The organism is Devosia sp. J20-27, assembly GCF_055808595.1.
Map to the genome: position 1 here is coordinate 3,214,044 of NZ_CM147875.1, position 16,808 is coordinate 3,230,851.

21 protein-coding genes are annotated in these 16,808 nt (G+C 60.4%); 1 reads left to right on the forward strand and 20 read right to left on the reverse strand.

Features of this window, described 5'->3' with window-relative positions; genetic code table 11:
* Positions 1-3: 3 nt before the first annotated feature.
* The 18 genes from rplE to rpsL form a co-directional block, all read right to left on the reverse strand.
* Complete coding sequence (gene rplE, locus AC0L4C_RS15930; protein WP_473400686.1) at positions 4-561, reverse strand: 50S ribosomal protein L5; 558 nt, start codon at positions 559-561, stop codon at positions 4-6.
* Entirely contained in the window at positions 554-865 is a 312-nt protein-coding gene (gene rplX, locus AC0L4C_RS15935) for a 50S ribosomal protein L24 (RefSeq protein ID WP_473400687.1), read from the reverse strand. The genes rplE and rplX overlap by 8 nt, the downstream gene beginning before the upstream one ends.
* Positions 865-1,233 (reverse strand): 50S ribosomal protein L14, encoded by a 369-nt coding sequence (rplN, locus tag AC0L4C_RS15940; RefSeq protein WP_473400688.1) that lies wholly within the window; start codon positions 1,231-1,233, stop codon positions 865-867. The genes rplX and rplN overlap by 1 nt, the downstream gene beginning before the upstream one ends.
* A 60-nt stretch (positions 1,234-1,293) precedes the next feature.
* Positions 1,294-1,527 (reverse strand): 30S ribosomal protein S17, encoded by a 234-nt coding sequence (gene rpsQ, locus AC0L4C_RS15945; RefSeq protein WP_473400689.1) that lies wholly within the window; start codon positions 1,525-1,527, stop codon positions 1,294-1,296.
* Positions 1,528-1,536: 9 nt separating this feature from the next.
* Positions 1,537-1,716: a 50S ribosomal protein L29 gene (gene rpmC, locus AC0L4C_RS15950; protein WP_473403535.1), complete on the reverse strand. Its 180-nt coding sequence runs from the start codon at positions 1,714-1,716 to the stop codon at positions 1,537-1,539.
* 71 nt (positions 1,717-1,787) lie between these two features.
* Entirely contained in the window at positions 1,788-2,201 is a 414-nt protein-coding gene (rplP, locus tag AC0L4C_RS15955; protein ID WP_395814098.1) for a 50S ribosomal protein L16, read from the reverse strand.
* A 15-nt stretch (positions 2,202-2,216) separates the two neighbouring features.
* A complete protein-coding gene (gene rpsC / locus AC0L4C_RS15960) occupies positions 2,217-2,954 on the reverse strand; it encodes a 30S ribosomal protein S3 (protein WP_473400690.1) in 738 nt (245 codons plus the stop codon).
* Positions 2,954-3,334 (reverse strand): 50S ribosomal protein L22, encoded by a 381-nt coding sequence (gene rplV / locus AC0L4C_RS15965; RefSeq protein ID WP_473400691.1) that lies wholly within the window; start codon positions 3,332-3,334, stop codon positions 2,954-2,956. The genes rpsC and rplV overlap by 1 nt, the downstream gene beginning before the upstream one ends.
* Before the next feature lie 2 nt (positions 3,335-3,336).
* A complete protein-coding gene (rpsS, locus tag AC0L4C_RS15970; RefSeq protein WP_473400692.1) occupies positions 3,337-3,615 on the reverse strand; it encodes a 30S ribosomal protein S19 in 279 nt (92 codons plus the stop codon).
* A 3-nt stretch (positions 3,616-3,618) separates the two neighbouring features.
* Positions 3,619-4,458 (reverse strand): 50S ribosomal protein L2, encoded by an 840-nt coding sequence (gene rplB, locus AC0L4C_RS15975; RefSeq protein ID WP_473400693.1) that lies wholly within the window; start codon positions 4,456-4,458, stop codon positions 3,619-3,621.
* A 14-nt stretch (positions 4,459-4,472) separates the two neighbouring features.
* Positions 4,473-4,766 carry a 50S ribosomal protein L23 gene (locus tag AC0L4C_RS15980; RefSeq protein ID WP_473400694.1) on the reverse strand — a complete coding sequence of 98 codons (294 nt, stop codon included), beginning with the start codon at positions 4,764-4,766 and terminating at the stop codon, positions 4,473-4,475.
* Complete coding sequence (rplD, locus tag AC0L4C_RS15985; RefSeq protein WP_473400695.1) at positions 4,763-5,383, reverse strand: 50S ribosomal protein L4; 621 nt, start codon at positions 5,381-5,383, stop codon at positions 4,763-4,765. Before rplD ends, AC0L4C_RS15980 begins: the two co-directional genes overlap by 4 nt.
* Entirely contained in the window at positions 5,383-6,078 is a 696-nt protein-coding gene (rplC, locus tag AC0L4C_RS15990; RefSeq protein ID WP_473400696.1) for a 50S ribosomal protein L3, read from the reverse strand. Before rplC ends, rplD begins: the two co-directional genes overlap by 1 nt.
* 84 nt (positions 6,079-6,162) lie before the next feature.
* The gene (rpsJ, locus tag AC0L4C_RS15995; RefSeq protein WP_035038345.1) at positions 6,163-6,471 is read right to left on the reverse strand and encodes a 30S ribosomal protein S10; all 309 of its coding nucleotides are present in this window, start codon (positions 6,469-6,471) and stop codon (positions 6,163-6,165) included.
* Positions 6,472-6,539: 68 nt separating this feature from the next.
* Positions 6,540-7,730, reverse strand: coding sequence for an elongation factor Tu (gene tuf, locus AC0L4C_RS16000; RefSeq protein ID WP_473400697.1), 1,191 nt, complete (start codon positions 7,728-7,730; stop codon positions 6,540-6,542).
* A gap of 56 nt (positions 7,731-7,786) precedes the next feature.
* Complete coding sequence (fusA, locus tag AC0L4C_RS16005) at positions 7,787-9,877, reverse strand: elongation factor G (protein ID WP_473400698.1); 2,091 nt, start codon at positions 9,875-9,877, stop codon at positions 7,787-7,789.
* A gap of 18 nt (positions 9,878-9,895) precedes the next feature.
* Positions 9,896-10,366 carry a 30S ribosomal protein S7 gene (gene rpsG / locus AC0L4C_RS16010; protein WP_473400699.1) on the reverse strand — a complete coding sequence of 157 codons (471 nt, stop codon included), beginning with the start codon at positions 10,364-10,366 and terminating at the stop codon, positions 9,896-9,898.
* Between the two features lie 12 nt (positions 10,367-10,378).
* The gene (rpsL, locus tag AC0L4C_RS16015) at positions 10,379-10,750 is read right to left on the reverse strand and encodes a 30S ribosomal protein S12 (protein WP_395814118.1); all 372 of its coding nucleotides are present in this window, start codon (positions 10,748-10,750) and stop codon (positions 10,379-10,381) included.
* Positions 10,751-11,245: 495 nt separating this feature from the next.
* On the opposite strand from rpsL, the gene AC0L4C_RS16020 reads away from it, so the two are divergent.
* Complete coding sequence (locus AC0L4C_RS16020; RefSeq protein ID WP_473400700.1) at positions 11,246-11,719, forward strand: YbjN domain-containing protein; 474 nt, start codon at positions 11,246-11,248, stop codon at positions 11,717-11,719.
* 26 nt (positions 11,720-11,745) lie between these two features.
* On the opposite strand, the gene AC0L4C_RS16025 is transcribed toward AC0L4C_RS16020, so the two are convergent.
* Together AC0L4C_RS16025 and rpoC are read right to left on the reverse strand one after the other, a co-directional pair.
* Positions 11,746-12,411: an O-methyltransferase gene (locus AC0L4C_RS16025; RefSeq protein WP_473400701.1), complete on the reverse strand. Its 666-nt coding sequence runs from the start codon at positions 12,409-12,411 to the stop codon at positions 11,746-11,748.
* Between the two features lie 118 nt (positions 12,412-12,529).
* Complete coding sequence (gene rpoC / locus AC0L4C_RS16030; protein WP_473400702.1) at positions 12,530-16,732, reverse strand: DNA-directed RNA polymerase subunit beta'; 4,203 nt, start codon at positions 16,730-16,732, stop codon at positions 12,530-12,532.
* Positions 16,733-16,808 lie beyond the last annotated feature (76 nt).

A 16,808-nucleotide genomic window follows, 5' to 3' on the forward strand; every position in this document is an offset into this window, starting at 1 on the left:
CCGTTACTGCCGGAAGGGGAAATTGAATGCCTTAAGGAGGGCCCGGGCTTCGTCGTCGGTCTGCGCAGTGGTGCAGATGATGACGTCCATGCCCCAAACCTGATCGATCTGGTCGTAGGCGATTTCCGGGAAAATGATGTGCTCCTTGATGCCCATGGCATAGTTGCCGCGGCCGTCAAAGGAGTTCGGGTTCAGTCCACGGAAGTCACGGACGCGCGGCAGAGCGATGTTCACCATGCGATCCAGGAATTCGTACATGCGCGTTTTGCGAAGGGTCACCTTCACGCCAAGCGGCATCTCTTCACGCACCTTGAAGCCGGCGATTGACTTGCGGGCGTGGGTGATGACGGGCTTCTGACCGGCGATCAATTCGAGATCGGCAGCGGCAGCGCGCACCTTCTTGGTATCATTGACGGCTTCGCCGACGCCCATGTTGAGCACGATCTTGTCGAGCTTGGGCAGCTGCATGACGTTCTTGTAACCGAACTGCTCAGTTAGACCCTTGCGGATCTCCTGGTCATACTGCGTGCGAAGGCGCGGGACGTAAGAGGTCTCAGCCATCGATGGAATCTCCGGTCGATTTGGCGACGCGCGACTTGACGCCGTCTTTGATCTGGAAGCCGACACGGGTGGCTTTCCCGTTGGCATCCGCAACTGCGATATTGGACAGATGGATCGGGGCCGGCTTGGTAAAAATGCCGGACTCCTGATTGGCCGTCTGCTTGGTATGGCGGCGAACGAGATTCACGCCCTGCACGACAGCACGCGACTCATCGGGAATAACCTGCAGGACTTCACCAGTCTTGCCCTTGTCCCTGCCGGCCAGAACGACGACCTTGTCGCCCTTTTTAATCTTGGCGGCCATTACAGCACCTCCGGCGCGAGCGAGATAATCTTCATGTGGTTCTTGGAACGCAGTTCGCGCGGCACTGGCCCGAAGATACGGGTACCAATCGGCTCGGACTGGTTGTTGATCAGCACAGCGGCATTGCGATCAAAACGGATGATCGTGCCATCCTGGCGACGCACCGGGAACGCGGTCCGGACGACCACGGCCTTCATGACCTGGCCCTTCTTCACACGACCACGCGGAATGGCATCCTTGACCGATACGACGATGATGTCGCCGACCGATGCATACTTGCGATGCGAACCGCCCAGCACCTTGATGCACATGACACGACGCGCCCCGGAATTATCCGCTACGTCGAGATTTGACTGCATCTGAATCATGGCTTGATGCCTTCTTTGTTTCTTGCGACCTGCCCTATCCGGCGAGCCGTAAATCCGAAGTTACGCGTGAGACACAAGGGTCCAGCGCTTATTCTTGCTAATGGGTGCGCATTCCTCGATCCACACCATGTCGCCGACCTTGGCCGCATTGGCCTCGTCGTGAGCGTGGTACTTCTTGGACCGGCGCACCGTCTTCTTCATCACCGGGTGGGTGAAAGCGCGATCGACGCGCACCACGACGGTCTTTTCATTCGTGTCGGAGACCACCGTCCCCTGCAACTGGCGCTTGGGCATCTTGGCTCCTTACTTTGCTGCGGACTTCTCGCCCAGGATCGTCTTGACCCGCGCGATTTCGCGGCGGACCTTCCGGATCTGAGCGGGAGCTTCCAGCTGCTGGGTCGCACGCTGGAAACGCAGGTTGAACTGTTCTTTCTTCAGACCGACGAGCTGATCCTTCAGTTCGTCGGGGGTCTTGGCGCGCATGTCGGCGTGCTTGGAGACCTTGTCTCCGCCCGCCTTGGCCGCTGATTTACTGGTCTTGGCTGCCATGGTTCTCAGTCCGCAATGCGGGTGACAACCCGCGTGATGATTGGAAGCTTCATGGCGCCGAGACGCAGGGCTTCCTTGGCAACGTCCTCGGGGACGCCGTCGATTTCGAACAGGATGCGGCCCGGCTTGACGCGCGCCGTCCAGTATTCCACCGAACCCTTGCCCTTACCCATGCGGACTTCGGTCGGCTTCTTGGAAACCGGCAGGTCCGGGAAGATGCGGATCCAGACGCGACCGGCACGCTTCATCTCACGCGTGATCGCGCGGCGGGCCGCCTCGATCTGGCGAGCGGTGACACGCTCCGGCTCCTGGGCCTTCAGGCCATACTGGCCGAAATCCAGGTTGGTACCGCCCTTGGCATTGCCATGGATGCGGCCCTTGTGCGCCTTGCGGAACTTAGTACGTTTTGGTTGCAGCATTTATCTGATGCCTTCTCAGTTCGCGCGATCGCGGCGATCGTCACGACGATCATCGCGTTCACGGCGCTGGCCCTGACCACCCTCGCCGCCTTCGGTGGCGCGACGCTCGTGCGCCGTGGGGTCGTGCTCGAGAACTTCGCCCTTGAAGATCCAGACCTTGATACCGATGATGCCGTAGGTCGTCTTGGCTTCAGCAGTGCCGTAGTCGATGTCCGCACGCAGCGTATGCAGCGGCACGCGGCCTTCACGGTACCATTCCGTCCGGGCGATATCAGCGCCGCCGAGACGGCCACCGACGTTCACGCGGATGCCGCCGGCGCCCATACGGATAGACGTCTGCACTGCGCGCTTCATGGCGCGACGGAACGCCACACGACGCTCGAGCTGCTGGGCAATGCCCTGCGCCACAAGAGCGGCATCGGTCTCGGGCTTGCGCACCTCAACGATGTTGATGTGCACTTCGCTGTCAGTGAACTTCTTCACCTTGGCGCGGATCTTGTCGATATCAGCGCCCTTCTTGCCGATCACGATGCCCGGGCGGGCAGTGTGGATCGACACGCGGCACTTGCGGTGCGGACGCTCGATGACGATCTTGGAGACCGCAGCCTGCTTGAGATCTTCAAGCAGGGTCTCGCGAATTTTCAGATCTTCCTGCAGCAGCGAACCGTACTCACCCTTGTTCGCGTACCAGCGCGAATCCCAGGTGCGGTTGATGCCGAGGCGCAGACCGATCGGGTTGATCTTCTGACCCATTATGCGGTCTCCTCAACTTGGCGAACCACAATCGTCAGGTTCGAAAAAGGCTTCTCGACGCGGGCAGACTTGCCACGGCCACGAGCCATGAAGCGCTTCATCACCAGGCTGTCGCCAACATAGGCCTCGGCAACCACCAGAGTATCGGTGTCGAGACCATGGTTGTTCTCGGCATTGGCAATGGCGCTCTCGAGCGTCTTCTTGACAGCACCGGAGATGCGCTTGCGGGAGAATTCGAGCTCGGCCAGGGCCTTGTCGACTTTCTTGCCACGGATCAAAGCGGCAACGAGGTTCAGCTTCTGGCCCGAGCCGCGCAGCATGCGCAGCGTGGCCTTGGCCTCGTTGTCCTTGAGAGCGCGCGGAGTTTTCGGCTTGCCCATCTTTATTTCCTCTTGGCCTTCTTGTCGGCCGAGTGACCGTAGTAGGTGCGGCTCGGAGCGAACTCGCCAAACTTGTGGCCGATCATGTCTTCATTGACCGCAACAGGCACGTGCTTGTGGCCGTTGTGGACGCCGAAGGTGAGACCAACGAACTGCGGCAGGATCGTCGAACGACGGCTCCAGATCTTGATGACTTCGTTACGGCCGCTTTCGCGAGACTTGTCTGCCTTCTTGAGCAGATAACCGTCAACGAACGGACCCTTCCATACTGAGCGAGTCATGGCTTAGCGGCCCTTCTTCACGTGACGCGAGCGGACGATAAACTGGTCCGTCGACTTGTTACTGCGTGTCCTCTTGCCCTTCGTCGGCTTGCCCCAAGGGGAAACCGGATGACGGCCACCAGAGGTGCGGCCTTCGCCGCCGCCGTGCGGGTGATCGACCGGGTTCATGGTCACACCACGGTTGACCGGCTTGCGGCCGAGCCAGCGGCTGCGACCGGCCTTGCCGATCGAGGTGTTGCCATGGTCCTGGTTGGAAACTGCACCAACCGTAGCCAGGCAGGTCCCGTGCACCTTACGCTGCTCGCCCGAGTTCAGGCGAAGGATCGCCCAACCCTGGTCGCGACCAACGTACTGCGCGTACGTACCGGCCGACCGTGCGATCTGACCACCCTTGCGGGGCTTCATCTCGACGTTATGGACGATGGTACCGACCGGCATACGCTCCAGCGGCATCGCATTGCCGGGCTTGACGTCGACAGAACCCATCGACGAGACAACCTTGTCGCCAGCCGACAGACGCTGCGGAGCAACGATATAGGCCTGCTCACCGTCCTCGTAGTTCACCAGTGCGATCCAGGCCGTGCGGTTGGGATCGTACTCAAGGCGTTCCACAGTGCCGACGACGTCGAACTTGACGCGCTTGAAGTCGACGATGCGGTAGGACCGCTTGTGACCACCACCGCGGTGATAGGCCGTAATGCGACCGGCGTTGTTGCGACCGCCCTTGGAGCTCAGACCAACGGTCAGAGCCTTCACCGGAGCGCCGTTCCAAAGCTCAGACCGATCGGTCGTGACAAGCTGGCGGCGGCCCGGAGAGGTCGGATTGTAAGTTTTTAGAGCCATTGTTCTCTCTCCCCTCAGATGCCGGTCGAAATGTCGATCGACTGGCCATCGACCAGGGTTACAACTGCTTTCTTGACGTCCTTGCGGGTGCCAAGTTCCTGGCGGAAGCGCTTCACCTTGCCCTTGCGGATCGAGGTGTTGACTGCCTTGACCTTGACCGAGAACAGCGCCTCGACGGCGGCCTTGATCTCGGGCTTGGTGGCATCGATCGACACATCGAACACGACCTGGCCGTGCTCGGATGCCATCGTCGACTTTTCAGTCACGACGGGGTTACGAATGACGTCGTAGTGACGGAGCTTGCTCATGCGAACCGTGCCTCCAGCGCGTCAAGCGCTGCCTTGGTCAGAACGAGACGCTGGCGACGGAGAATGTCGACGACATTGATCCCCTGCACCGGCAGAACATCGATCTGCGGAATGTTGCGCGCCGCGAGGGCGAAATTCTTGTCGACCTCCGCCCCATCAATGATGAGCGCGTTGGACCATTCGAGCTTGCCGAACTGAACGCGGAGCGCCGCAGTCTTGGCTTCCTTGGTTGCAAGGCTGTCGACGATCGAGATCTCGCCGGCCTTGGCCTTGGCCGAAAGCGCATGCTTGAGGGCCATGGCACGGACCTTCTTGGGAAGGTCGATGGCGTGGCTGCGCGGCGTCGGACCGAATGCACGGCCACCACCACGGAACTGCGGCGCTTTGCGATCGCCATGGCGAGCGCCGCCCGAGCCCTTCTGCTTGACGAACTTCTTGCCCGTCCGATTGCCTTCAGAGCGGTTCTTCACGTCATGCGTGCCGGACATCGCCTTGAGCTGCTGATAGCGGACCATGCGGTGGAGGATGTCCGAGCGCACTTCCAGGCCGAAAATATCGTCCTTCAAAGTGACCGAACCGCCGGCCTTGCCATCCAGAGAGGTGATCTGGAGTTCCATTAAATCGTCTCCCCAGCGGCTGCGGGCTTGAACGAGCCCGGAGTCTGTACACCTGTGGGCGCCGGCTTCTTGACGGCGTCCTTGATCATGATCCAGCCGCCCTTGGAGCCCGGGACCGCACCCTCGATCATGATCAGCCCGCGCTCCACATCGGTGCGCACGACCCGCAGATTCTGGGTGGTTACACGACGGTCGCCCATGTGGCCGGCCATCTTCTTGCCTTTGAACACCTTGCCGGGATCCTGGCGCTGACCGGTGGAGCCGTGCGAACGGTGCGAAACGGACACACCGTGCGTGGCACGCAGACCACCGAAATTCCAGCGCTTCATACCGCCGGCAAAGCCTTTACCGATCGAAGTTCCGGTCACATCGACCAGCTGACCTTCAACGAAGTGATCGGCCTGCATAGTCGCGCCGACTTCGATGAGGTTCGCAGGATCGACACGAAACTCTGTTACCTGACGCTTGGGCTCGACCTTGGCGACGGCGAACTGGCCGCGCTCTGCCTTGGTCGTGTTCTTTGCCTTGACGGTGCCTGCGCCGAGCTGGAGGGCCGTGTAGCCGTCCTTCTCCTGAGTGCGCTGACCCACCACCTGGCAGTTCTGCAGACCAAGAACTGTCACCGGGACGTGATTGCCGTCCTCAGTGAAGATCCGGGTCATGCCCAGCTTCTGTGCGATCAAACCAGAACGCATCGGTTGTTACCTTTTCTCTTTGGCGCGTGACCGGGTCATTATTCCAAGAGGACCCTTTTGGTGATCAGCGCGAAAACTCGTTATCTAGAGCTTGATTTCGACGTCGACGCCGGCGGCAAGATCAAGCTTCATCAGTGCATCAACCGTCTGCGGCGTGGGATCCACGATGTCCAGCAGGCGCTTGTGGGTCCGGATCTCAAACTGCTCACGCGACTTCTTGTCGATGTGCGGCGAGCGGTTCACCGTAAACTTCTCAATTCGCGTCGGCAGCGGGATCGGCCCGCGAACCTGTGCACCTGTGCGCTTCGCCGTATTGACGATTTCGCGGGTCGAGGTATCGAGAACACGATGGTCAAACGCCTTGAGCCGGATGCGAATGTTTTGACCGTTCATCTTGTTTTCCTAGCGAAAAATGGATCGCGGCGCACTTGAAGTAGCGCGCCGCTCCTCGGTACCCAGAATTACTTCAGGATCTTGGCAACCACGCCGGCGCCGACGGTGCGGCCACCTTCACGGATAGCGAAGCGGAGCTTCTCTTCCATGGCGATCGGCACGATCAGCTGAACATTGATGTTCACGTTGTCGCCCGGCATCACCATTTCCGTGCCTTCCGGCAGGGTCACAACACCGGTCACGTCGGTGGTGCGGAAGTAGAACTGCGGACGGTAGTTGGCAAAGAACGGCGTATGACGGCCACCCTCTTCCTTGGTCAGAATGTACGCTTCGGCAACGAACTCGGTGTGCGGCAGAACCGAACCGGGCTTGCAGAGAACCTGGCCACGCTCGACCTGCGTACGGTCGATGCCGCGGATCAGCGCGCCGATGTTGTCGCCAGCCTGGCCCTGATCGAGCAGCTTGCGGAACATTTCAACGCCGGTAACGGTCGTTTTCTGGGTTGCCTTGATGCCGACGATCTCGACTTCTTCGCCAACCTTGACGATGCCGCGTTCGACACGGCCGGTGACCACGGTGCCACGACCCGAGATCGAGAACACGTCTTCGATCGGCATCAGGAACGGCAGGTCAACCGGACGTTCCGGCTGCGGGATATATTCGTCAACATTGCGCATCAGCTCGAGAACGGCGTCGTGGCCGAGCTTCGGATCGCCGTTGCTGAGGGCTTCGGTAGCCGAACCCTTGATCACCGGGATATCGTCGCCCGGGAATTCATAGGACGACAGCAGCTCACGAACTTCGAGCTCGACGAGCTCGAGAAGCTCCGGATCGTCGACCATGTCGCACTTGTTCAGGAACACTACGAGAGCCGGCACGCCAACCTGACGGGCGAGCAGGATGTGCTCGCGGGTCTGCGGCATCGGGCCGTCGGCAGCCGACACGACCAGGATCGCGCCATCCATCTGGGCAGCGCCGGTGATCATGTTCTTCACATAGTCGGCGTGGCCGGGGCAGTCGACGTGAGCGTAGTGACGGTTTTCCGTCTCATACTCGACGTGGGCGGTGTTGATGGTGATGCCGCGTGCCTTTTCTTCGGGCGCCGCGTCGATCTGATCGTACGCCTTGAAGGTTGCGCCACCGGTTTCAGCCAGGACCTTGGTGATCGCTGCAGTCAGCGAGGTCTTGCCATGGTCAACGTGACCGATGGTGCCGATGTTGCAGTGAGGCTTATTGCGGGAAAACTTTTCCTTGCCCATCGCTTCTCTCCGTATTCGTTAGCCCTACGGCCAACCTTGAGTTTCAGTTTGTTGTTTTAGGCGTACTTGGCCTGGACTTCGGTAGCGACCGCCTGAGGCACCTGCTCGTAGTGGTCGAAGGTCATGCTGTACTGAGCACGTCCCTGGCTCATCGAGCGGAGCGAGTTCACGTAGCCGAACATGTTGGCAAGCGGCACCATGGCGTCGATCACCTGAGCAATGCCGCGGGCCTCTGTGCCGCGGATCTGGCCGCGACGTGAATTGAGGTCGCCGATGACATCGCCCACATAGTCTTCCGGGGTCAGCACTTCAACGCGCATGATCGGCTCGAGGATCTTCGGAGCGGCCTTCTCGATAGCTTCGCGGAAGCCCGCGCGGCCGGCGATTTCGAAGGCGAGAACCGAAAAGTCAACGTCATGGTAGGCGCCGTCCACCAGCGTGAACTTCACGTCAACGATCGGGAAGCCGATGATCGGGCCAGAACCCATGACCGAGGCCACACCCTTCTGCACGCCCGGCACGTATTCCTTGGGCACGTTGCCGCCGACGATCGCCGACTCGAACTCGAAGCCCTTGCCGGCTTCATTTGGCTCGATGACGAACTTGATACGAGCGAACTGGCCCGAACCGCCGGACTGCTTCTTGTGGGTATAGTCGTGTTCGACCCGACGCGTAATGGCTTCACGATAAGCCACCTGCGGCGCACCGATATTGGCTTCCACCTTGAACTCGCGGCGCATGCGGTCGACGAGAATGTCGAGATGCAGTTCGCCCATGCCCGAGATAATGGTCTGGCCGGATTCTTCGTCGGTCTTGACGCGGAAGCTCGGGTCTTCGGCAGCCAGGCGAGCGAGGGCAAGGCCCATCTTCTCCTGGTCGGCCTTGGACTTGGGCTCCACGGCGATGTCGATGACCGGCTCCGGAAACTCCATGCGCTCAAGGATCACCTTGTTGGCAGGATCCGAGAGCGTATCGCCCGTCGTCGTGTCCTTGAGGCCGACGATAGCGACAATGTCACCAGCGAAAGCTTCGTTGATCTGCTCACGGCTGTTGGCGTGCATCTGGAACATGCGACCAACGCGCTCGCGCTTTTCCTTGACCGTATTTTCCAGCATGGCGCCGGCTTCAACGTGACCCGAATAGATGCGGCAGAAGGTCAGCGAGCCCATATGCGGGTCGTTGGCAATCTTGAAAGCCAGCATCGAGAGCGGCTCGCTGTCATCGGCGTGGCGCTCGATCTCGGCCTCGGTCTTCACGTCGATACCCTTGATCGCCGGGATATCGATCGGCGACGGCAGGAAGTCGATGACGCCGTCGAGCAGAGGCTGCACGCCCTTGTTCTTGAAGGCCGAACCACAGAACACCGGATAGAGCTTCACGTCGCAGGTGCCCTTGCGGATCAGCTGACGGAGCGTTTCGTTGCTCGGCATTTCGCCATTCAGGTAGGCTTCGGTCGCCGCATCGTCCATCTCGACGGCGGTCTCGACGAGCTTCTCGCGATACTCAACGGCGCGCGCCTTGAGATCTTCCGGGATCTCCACGACGTCCCACTGAGCACCAAGCTCTTCGTTGCGCCAGACGAGCGCATTCATCTCGATCAGGTCAACAACGCCCTTGAACTCGGTCTCAGCGCCGATCGGCAGCTGCATCACCACGGGCTTGATGCCGAGGCGCTTGTCCATGGTATCGAGGCAGTAGTAAAAATCAGCCCCGGTCTTGTCCATCTTGTTGACGAAGATCAGGCGCGGCACGTTGTACTTGTCGGCCTGACGCCAGACGGTCTCGGTCTGCGGCTCAACGCCCTGGTTGCCGTCGAGCAGCGCAATGGCGCCGTCGAGGACGCGGAGCGAACGCTCGACTTCAATGGTGAAGTCCACGTGGCCGGGAGTGTCGATGATGTTAAAGCGGAACGGCGTGCCGTCACGGCCCTTCCAGAAGGTCGTGGTCGCGGCCGACGTAATGGTAATGCCGCGCTCCTGCTCCTGCTCCATCCAGTCCATGGTGGCTGCGCCATCGTGAACTTCACCGATCTTGTGGCTCTTACCGGTGTAGTAGAGCACACGCTCGGTTGTCGTGGTCTTGCCAGCATCGATGTGAGCCATGATGCCGAAGTTGCGGTAATGATTGATCGAATATTCGCGAGCCATCTTGGTCGTGCCTTCCGATTACCAGCGGTAGTGCGAGAAGGCACGGTTGGCATCAGCCATACGGTGCGTGTCTTCGCGTTTCTTGACGGCCTGGCCGCGGCCGTTCAGCGCGTCCATGAGTTCGCCGGACAGACGCTCGCGCATGGTGTGCTCACCACGCTTGCGGGCGGATTCGATGAGCCAGCGAATGGCCAGTGCCTGCTGACGGTCGGTGCGGACCTCGACCGGAACCTGGTACGTGGCACCGCCAACGCGGCGCGAGCGCACTTCAACGGCAGGCCGGACATTGTCGAGCGCTGTGTGGAACACAGTGATCGGGTCCTGCTTGGTCTTGCTCTCGACGATGTCGAAAGCACCATAGACGATGCTTTCAGCAGCCGACTTCTTGCCGTCTTCCATGAGCGAATTCATGAACTTGGTGACGACGAGATCGCCAAACTTGGGATCTGGGATAACTTCACGCTTCTCGGCGCGGTGACGACGGGACATCTAAAGCTCTCCTTACTTCGGCCGCTTCGCGCCGTACTTCGAACGGCGCTGCTTGCGATCCTTGACCGACTGTGTGTCGAGGACGCCGCGCAGCACATGGTAGCGCACACCGGGAAGGTCGCGAACGCGGCCGCCACGGATCAGCACGACCGAGTGTTCCTGCAGGTTGTGGCCTTCGCCGGGGATATAGGAAATGACTTCACGGGTGTTCGTCAGGCGAACCTTGGCCACCTTGCGCAGTGCCGAGTTAGGCTTCTTGGGGGTGGTCGTATAGACACGGGAGCAAACGCCGCGCTTCTGCGGGTTCGCCTCCATCGCCGGGACCTTGTTCCGCTTGGGCTTGGAAACCCGGGGCTTGCGGATCAACTGATTAATGGTCGGCATTGCGCTCTTTCCATCCGTCCGAAATTCGTGCTCGCGAAAGATGCAGCAAACCAAAACGGCGCTCGCTATACCCGTTTTGGGTCAGCGGCGCCTTTGAATGCAGCGGACCACCGGCCAGACGGCAGGCGTTCATGCGCACAAAGATTTGCTACGTCTTCTTGCCTTTAGCAGTGTGTTTGAGTGCCCTGGATGCCCGCGCTAGGTGGCAGATACCCGTGTGAAACTCACGACCGACTGTTAAGGTGGCGCCTCTTTACGTCCCCTGAGTCATTGCGTCAAGGATTCTTTGCGCGGATTTTCGCGGCAGAGGTCCCGAAATCCGGTCGATGGCGGCATTTTGCGACGTCGGGGGAACCGGGCAGGCCACCCCTGCCCTTCATGCATAGCTCAGCAGGATTCGGTGCGCTCCACGTTGCCGTCCTCAGACAAAGGTGTACCATCGCTGAAGCTATGGGAACGATAGTGGTGTTAGGCCACCCGGTGAGGGAGAGCATAATGGGTTTGCGCGCGTCACTGGCCGTTGCGATGCTGATCGTCCTCTTGAGCGGGAACGCCGTGGCGCAGGTGCTGGTAGATGGTACCGATCCGGACAAGGTTGCCGAAGTGGCACGCGGCTATGGGTCGGCGCAGATGGACAGCGCCGCCAACGGCAACCCGATGATCTCCGGGGAGATTGAAGGTGTTTCCTACTACCTGTTCTTCCGCAATTGCTCCGACACGCATTCCGACTGCGAGGATTTGAATTTCTACGCCGGATTTCGCGACAACAAGCAGGCGCTGGATGCCATCAATGCCTGGAATCGCGACAAGCGCTTCGGCAAGGCCTATCTAGACTCAGATCTGGATGCGGTGATCGAGTACGATGTGAACCTTGAGTACGGCATTTCGCGAGAGAATCTCGACTCAAGTTTTTCCATCTGGAGCCTGATTCTCAAGCAGTTCGCCGATTACATCGGCTTTGAGCGCTGAGCTTCCTTTCTAGGGACCGAGCCCGCCTACTTGAGCACGGCGAGAGCGAAACCGTCGTAGCCCTTGCTGCCGACGGTCTGTATGGCGGTCGCATCCAGCTGCGGATGGCTGGCCAGGAAATCGATTCCCGCTCGCGATCCCTGAACGTTGGCGTCCGAGCTCGACGGATCGGCAACAGCGCCGTCGCGGACGACGTTATCCAGAACTATCACTGTACCTGACCGCGCCATTTTCAGAGCCCATTCGAGGTAGATCGGGTTGTTCGGCTTGTCGGCGTCAATGAAGACGAAATCGAAGGGCCCTGCCCCCTCCGACGCCAGGACCGGCAGGGTGTCAGCAGCAGCGCCGACACGTATATCGACCAAAGCGCCGAGGCCCGCCCGATCAATGTTGACTCTGGCCGTCTCGGCATGGCGCGGCACAAACTCGAGCGTTACGAGCCGGCCATCAACTGGCAGTGCCCGTGCCAGCCAGATGGTTGAGTAGCCGCCCAGCGTACCGATCTCGAGGATGTTCCTGGCGCCCTGAATGCGGGCGAGAAGATTGAGCATCCTGCCCTGCAGAGCCGACACATCAATGGCCGGAAGCCCGCTTGTGGCATTCAGGCTCAGCGTCTCTTCCTGAACGGGGTCATGCGGGAGCAATCTGGACGCTAAGTAGTCGTCCACAGCAGACCAGGTTGTGTCGCTCATCACGTACCTTCAGTGCTCAAGGGAGGCCCTGTAGTGTCATTAAGGCTGTGTTGAGGGCGGTACCAGCCCAAAAAGAAGGGGCCGCTGGGGCCCCTTCTGCAGTCTGTGTGACGTTCGCTTATTCCGCTGGCTCGGCCGGGGTCGGGACTGGCGCCGCAATTGCGGCCGTCGCGGCCTGACGGCGGCGTTCGTCGAGGATCAGATCGTCGCGCTTGGCGGCGATCAGCTTGGCCGACGAAATACCGGCACCGGTACCAGCCGGGATCAGACGGCCGACGATGACGTTTTCCTTGAGGCCTTCGAGAAGGTCGGCCTTGCCGGAAACCGCAGCCTCGGTAAGCACGCGCGTGGTTTCCTGGAACGAGGCAGCCGAGACGAAGCTGCGGGTCTGCAGCGACGCCTTGGTGATGCCCAGGAGCACCGGCACGGCTTCCGCCGGCTTCTTGCCGTCGGCAACGAGCTGGTCGTTGAGCTCGTCAAAGTCCAGCCTATCGAGCTGCTCGTCCTTGAGCATACCGCTGTCGCCGGGCACGGTGATTTCGACCTTCTGCAGCATCTGGCGAACGATCACCTCAATGTGCTTGTCGTTAATCAGCACGCCCTGCAGGCGGTAGACTTCCTGGATCTCGTTGACGAGGTAGCGAGCAAGCTCCTCCACGCCCTTGATGGCCAGGATGTCGTGCGGTGCGGGGTTGCCGTCGAGGATATACTCACCCTTCTCGATGGTGTCGCCTTCCTGGAGATGGAACGGCTTGCCCTTCGGGATCAGGTACTCGACCGGGTCTGCACCCTCTTCCTCTGGCTCGATGATGATGCGGCGCTTGTTCTTGTAATCGCGACCGAATTTGATCGTACCATCGATCTCCGCGATGATCGCGTGATCCTTGGGACGACGGGCCTCGAAGAGCTCGGCCACACGCGGCAGACCGCCGGTGATGTCCTTGGTCTTGGCGCTTTCGAGCGGGATACGCGCGAGCACGTCGCCCGGCGCAACCTTTTCACCCGGTTCAACCGCGATAACGGCGTCCACCGACAGCAGGTAGCGGGCTTCACCACCACGCTCAACCTTGGCGACAGAGCCGCCGCGGGTGATTGCCAGTGCCGGCCGCAAGCCATCGCCACGCTGGCTGGTCCGCCAGTCGATAACGACGCGCTTGGTAAAGCCGGTCGTTTCGTCGGTATTCTCGGCAACGGACGAACCGTCGACGAGATCCTCGAAAGCAACCTCGCCATCGACTTCGGCCAGGATGGGACGGGTATAGGGGTCCCATTCGGCGATACGCTGTCCACGGCGGACCTCGTCGCCTTCCTTGACCAGCAGCTTGGAGCCATAGGTCACACGGTGCGTGGAACGCTCCTTGCCCTCGTTATCGAGGATGGCGAGCGACACATTGCGCGCCATCACAACCAGCTTGCCGTCGGCCAGCTTGGCCACGTTGCTGTTGCGAATGGCGATCTTGCCTTCCGCACCGGCTTCGAGGAACGAGGTGTCGACCACCTGAGCCGTGCCACCGATGTGGAACGTGCGCATGGTGAGCTGTGTGCCCGGTTCACCGATCGACTGCGCCGCGATGACGCCCACGGCTTCGCCGATGTTGACCGGCGTACCGCGAGCCAGGTCACGGCCATAGCAGGTCGCGCAGCAGCCCTGACGCAGAGCGCAGGTCAGCGGCGAGCGGATCTTGACGCTCTGGATCTTGGCCGCCTCGATGATATCGACGTCCTTTTCCGACAGCAGCAGGCCGCGAGCGGCAATGACTGCACCGGTTTCGGGATGAACGATGTCTTCGGCGACGGTACGGCCCAGAATACGCTGGCCGATGGAGGCCACGATCTGACCCGCATCGATGATCGGCTCCATAGTGAGGCCGGCATCGGTGCCGCAATCGACTTCGGTGATGATCGAATCCTGGGCGACGTCAACGAGACGACGGGTCAGGTATCCCGAGTTCGCGGTCTTCAACGCGGTATCCGCGAGACCCTTACGGGCACCGTGGGTCGAGTTGAAGTACTCGAGAACGTTCAAGCCTTCCTTGAAGTTGGCCGTGATCGGGGTTTCGATGATCGAACCGTCCGGACGCGCCATCAGGCCGCGCATACCAGCAAGCTGCTTCATCTGCGCCGGCGAACCACGCGCACCGGAATGGCTCATCATGTAGACCGAGTTGATCGGCTTCTGACGACCGGTTTCCTTGTCGATCTGAACGGCAGCAATGCCCTTCATCATCTCTTCGGCAACCTTGTCACCACACTTGGCCCAGGCGTCGACGACCTTGTTGTACTTCTCGCCCTGAGTGATCAGGCCGTCATTGTACTGCTGCTCGAATTCCTCGACCAGCTTACGGGTCTCTTCGACGAGCGTGTACTTGCTCGCCGGGATAACCATGTCGTCCTTGCCGAACGAGATGCCGGCGCGGGCAGCGTGCTTGAAGCCAAGATCCATGATCCGGTCACAGAAAATGACCGTCTCCTTCTGACCGCAACCGCGATAGACGGTGTCGATCATCTTGGAGATCATCTTCTTGGTCATCAGCTGGTTCGCCGTGGCGAACGGCACCGTGATATTCTTGGGCAGAAGCTTGCCCAGGATCATGCGACCAGGAGTGGTCTCGACGATCTCCTTGGTCTCCTTGCCATCCTTGTCATAGACCGAAACGCGGCCCTTGATCTTGGTGTGCATGGTGACAACGCCCGTCGCAAGGGCGTGCTCAAGCTCGCCCATGTCGGAGAACGCCATGCCCTCGCCGGGCTCGTTCTCGTTCATCAGCGACAGATGGTAGAGGCCGAGAACGATGTCCTGGCTCGGAACAATGATCGGCTGACCATTGGCCGGATGCAGGATGTTGTTGGTCGACATCATCAGAACGCGGGCTTCAAGCTGCGCTTCAAGCGACAGCGGCACGTGAACGGCCATCTGGTCGCCGTCAAAGTCGGCATTGAAGGCGGCACAAACGAGCGGATGCAGCTGGATGGCCTTGCCTTCGATCAGATGCGGCTCGAACGCCTGGATGCCAAGACGGTGCAGCGTGGGCGCGCGGTTCAGCAGAACCGGGTGCTCGCGGATGACTTCGTCGAGGATATCCCAGACCTCCGGCTTTTCCTTCTCGACCAGCTTCTTGGCCTGCTTGACCGTGGACGAGAAGCCCTTGGCCTCGAGGCGCGAGTAGATGAACGGCTTGAAGAGTTCGAGCGCCATCTTCTTGGGCAGGCCGCACTGGTGCAGCTTGAGTTCGGGACCAACGGTGATCACCGAACGGCCGGAATAGTCGACGCGCTTGCCGAGCAGGTTCTGACGGAAGCGGCCCTGCTTGCCCTTGAGCATGTCGGACAGGGACTTCAGCGGACGCTTGTTGGCACCGGTAATGGTGCGACCACGGCGGCCGTTGTCGAACAGCGCGTCCACAGCTTCCTGCAGCATGCGCTTTTCGTTGCGAATGATGATGTCCGGGGCGCGGAGCTCGATCAGGCGCTTCAACCGGTTGTTGCGGTTGATGACGCGGCGATAGAGATCGTTGAGATCGGACGTGGCGAAGCGGCCGCCGTCCAGCGGGACGAGCGGGCGGAGTTCGGGCGGAATGACCGGAATGACGGTCATGATCATCCATTCGGGCTTGTTGCCCGAAACGATAAACTGCTCGACGATTTTGAGACGCTTGGCCAGCTTCTTGGGCTTGAGTTCGGTGGTCGCCTCGGCGATCTCGACACGGAGATCGGCCGCAATAGTTTCGAGGTCGAGCGCCAGCAGAATGTCGCGAATAGCCTCGGCGCCGATCTTGGCGGTGAAGCTGTCGGCACCGTACTCGTCCTGCGCATCGAGGTACTGCTCCTCGGTCATCAGCTCACGGAGCGTGAACGGGGTCAGACCGGGATCGAGAACGACATAGTTCTCGAAGTAGAGGATACGCTCGATGTCCTTGAGCGTCATATCGAGCAGCAGCGCGATACGGGACGGCAAGGACTTGAGGAACCAGATGTGCGCGACGGGCGCGGCCAGTTCGATGTGGCCCATGCGCTCGCGGCGTACGCGGCTCAGCGTGACTTCAACGCCGCACTTCTCGCAGATGACACCCTTGAACTTCATTCGCTTGTACTTGCCGCACAGGCACTCGTAGTCCTTCACGGGCCCAAAGATGCGGGCGCAGAACAGGCCGTCGCGCTCGGGCTTGAACGTACGGTAGTTGATGGTTTCCGGCTTCTTGATCTCGCCGTACGACCAGGAGAGGATTTTCTCCGGGCTCGCGATGTTGATCTTCATCTGATCGAACATCTGGGCGGGGACCTGCGGGTTGAACGGGTCCATGACGTGGTGATGAGAATTCATCAGGTAGCTCCTCTTATCGGTGGCTCCCGGCGGGCTGGGCCGGGAGCGTACCGAATGAATGGGGGGTAGAACTCGG

Bases quoted from the DNA above. Each gene is read 5' to 3' on its own strand.
- rpsQ (WP_473400689.1), bottom strand. From the start codon at position 1,527: ATGCCCAAGCGCCAGTTGCAGGGGACGGTGGTCTCCGACACGAATGAA.
- tuf (WP_473400697.1), bottom strand. From the start codon at position 7,730: ATGGGCAAGGAAAAGTTTTCCCGCAATAAGCCTCACTGCAACATCGGC.
- rplP (WP_395814098.1), bottom strand. From the start codon at position 2,201: ATGCTGCAACCAAAACGTACTAAGTTCCGCAAGGCGCACAAGGGCCGC.
- rplX (WP_473400687.1), bottom strand. From the start codon at position 865: ATGGCCGCCAAGATTAAAAAGGGCGACAAGGTCGTCGTTCTGGCCGGC.
- rplD (WP_473400695.1), bottom strand. From the start codon at position 5,383: ATGGAACTCCAGATCACCTCTCTGGATGGCAAGGCCGGCGGTTCGGTC.
- AC0L4C_RS16020 (WP_473400700.1), top strand. From the start codon at position 11,246: ATGGGTTTGCGCGCGTCACTGGCCGTTGCGATGCTGATCGTCCTCTTG.
- AC0L4C_RS16025 (WP_473400701.1), bottom strand. From the start codon at position 12,411: ATGAGCGACACAACCTGGTCTGCTGTGGACGACTACTTAGCGTCCAGA.
- rpsG (WP_473400699.1), bottom strand. From the start codon at position 10,366: ATGTCCCGTCGTCACCGCGCCGAGAAGCGTGAAGTTATCCCAGATCCC.
- rpsJ (WP_035038345.1), bottom strand. From the start codon at position 6,471: ATGAACGGTCAAAACATTCGCATCCGGCTCAAGGCGTTTGACCATCGT.
- fusA (WP_473400698.1), bottom strand. From the start codon at position 9,877: ATGGCTCGCGAATATTCGATCAATCATTACCGCAACTTCGGCATCATG.
- rplE (WP_473400686.1), bottom strand. From the start codon at position 561: ATGGCTGAGACCTCTTACGTCCCGCGCCTTCGCACGCAGTATGACCAG.
- rplV (WP_473400691.1), bottom strand. From the start codon at position 3,334: ATGGGCAAGCCGAAAACTCCGCGCGCTCTCAAGGACAACGAGGCCAAG.
- rplB (WP_473400693.1), bottom strand. From the start codon at position 4,458: ATGGCTCTAAAAACTTACAATCCGACCTCTCCGGGCCGCCGCCAGCTT.
- rpsL (WP_395814118.1), bottom strand. From the start codon at position 10,750: ATGCCGACCATTAATCAGTTGATCCGCAAGCCCCGGGTTTCCAAGCCC.
- AC0L4C_RS15980 (WP_473400694.1), bottom strand. From the start codon at position 4,766: ATGAGCAAGCTCCGTCACTACGACGTCATTCGTAACCCCGTCGTGACT.
- rpmC (WP_473403535.1), bottom strand. From the start codon at position 1,716: ATGCGCGCCAAGACCCCCGACGAACTGAAGGATCAGCTCGTCGGTCTG.
- rplC (WP_473400696.1), bottom strand. From the start codon at position 6,078: ATGCGTTCTGGTTTGATCGCACAGAAGCTGGGCATGACCCGGATCTTC.
- rplN (WP_473400688.1), bottom strand. From the start codon at position 1,233: ATGATTCAGATGCAGTCAAATCTCGACGTAGCGGATAATTCCGGGGCG.
- rpsS (WP_473400692.1), bottom strand. From the start codon at position 3,615: ATGACTCGCTCAGTATGGAAGGGTCCGTTCGTTGACGGTTATCTGCTC.
- rpoC (WP_473400702.1), bottom strand. From the start codon at position 16,732: ATGAATTCTCATCACCACGTCATGGACCCGTTCAACCCGCAGGTCCCC.
- rpsC (WP_473400690.1), bottom strand. From the start codon at position 2,954: ATGGGTCAGAAGATCAACCCGATCGGTCTGCGCCTCGGCATCAACCGC.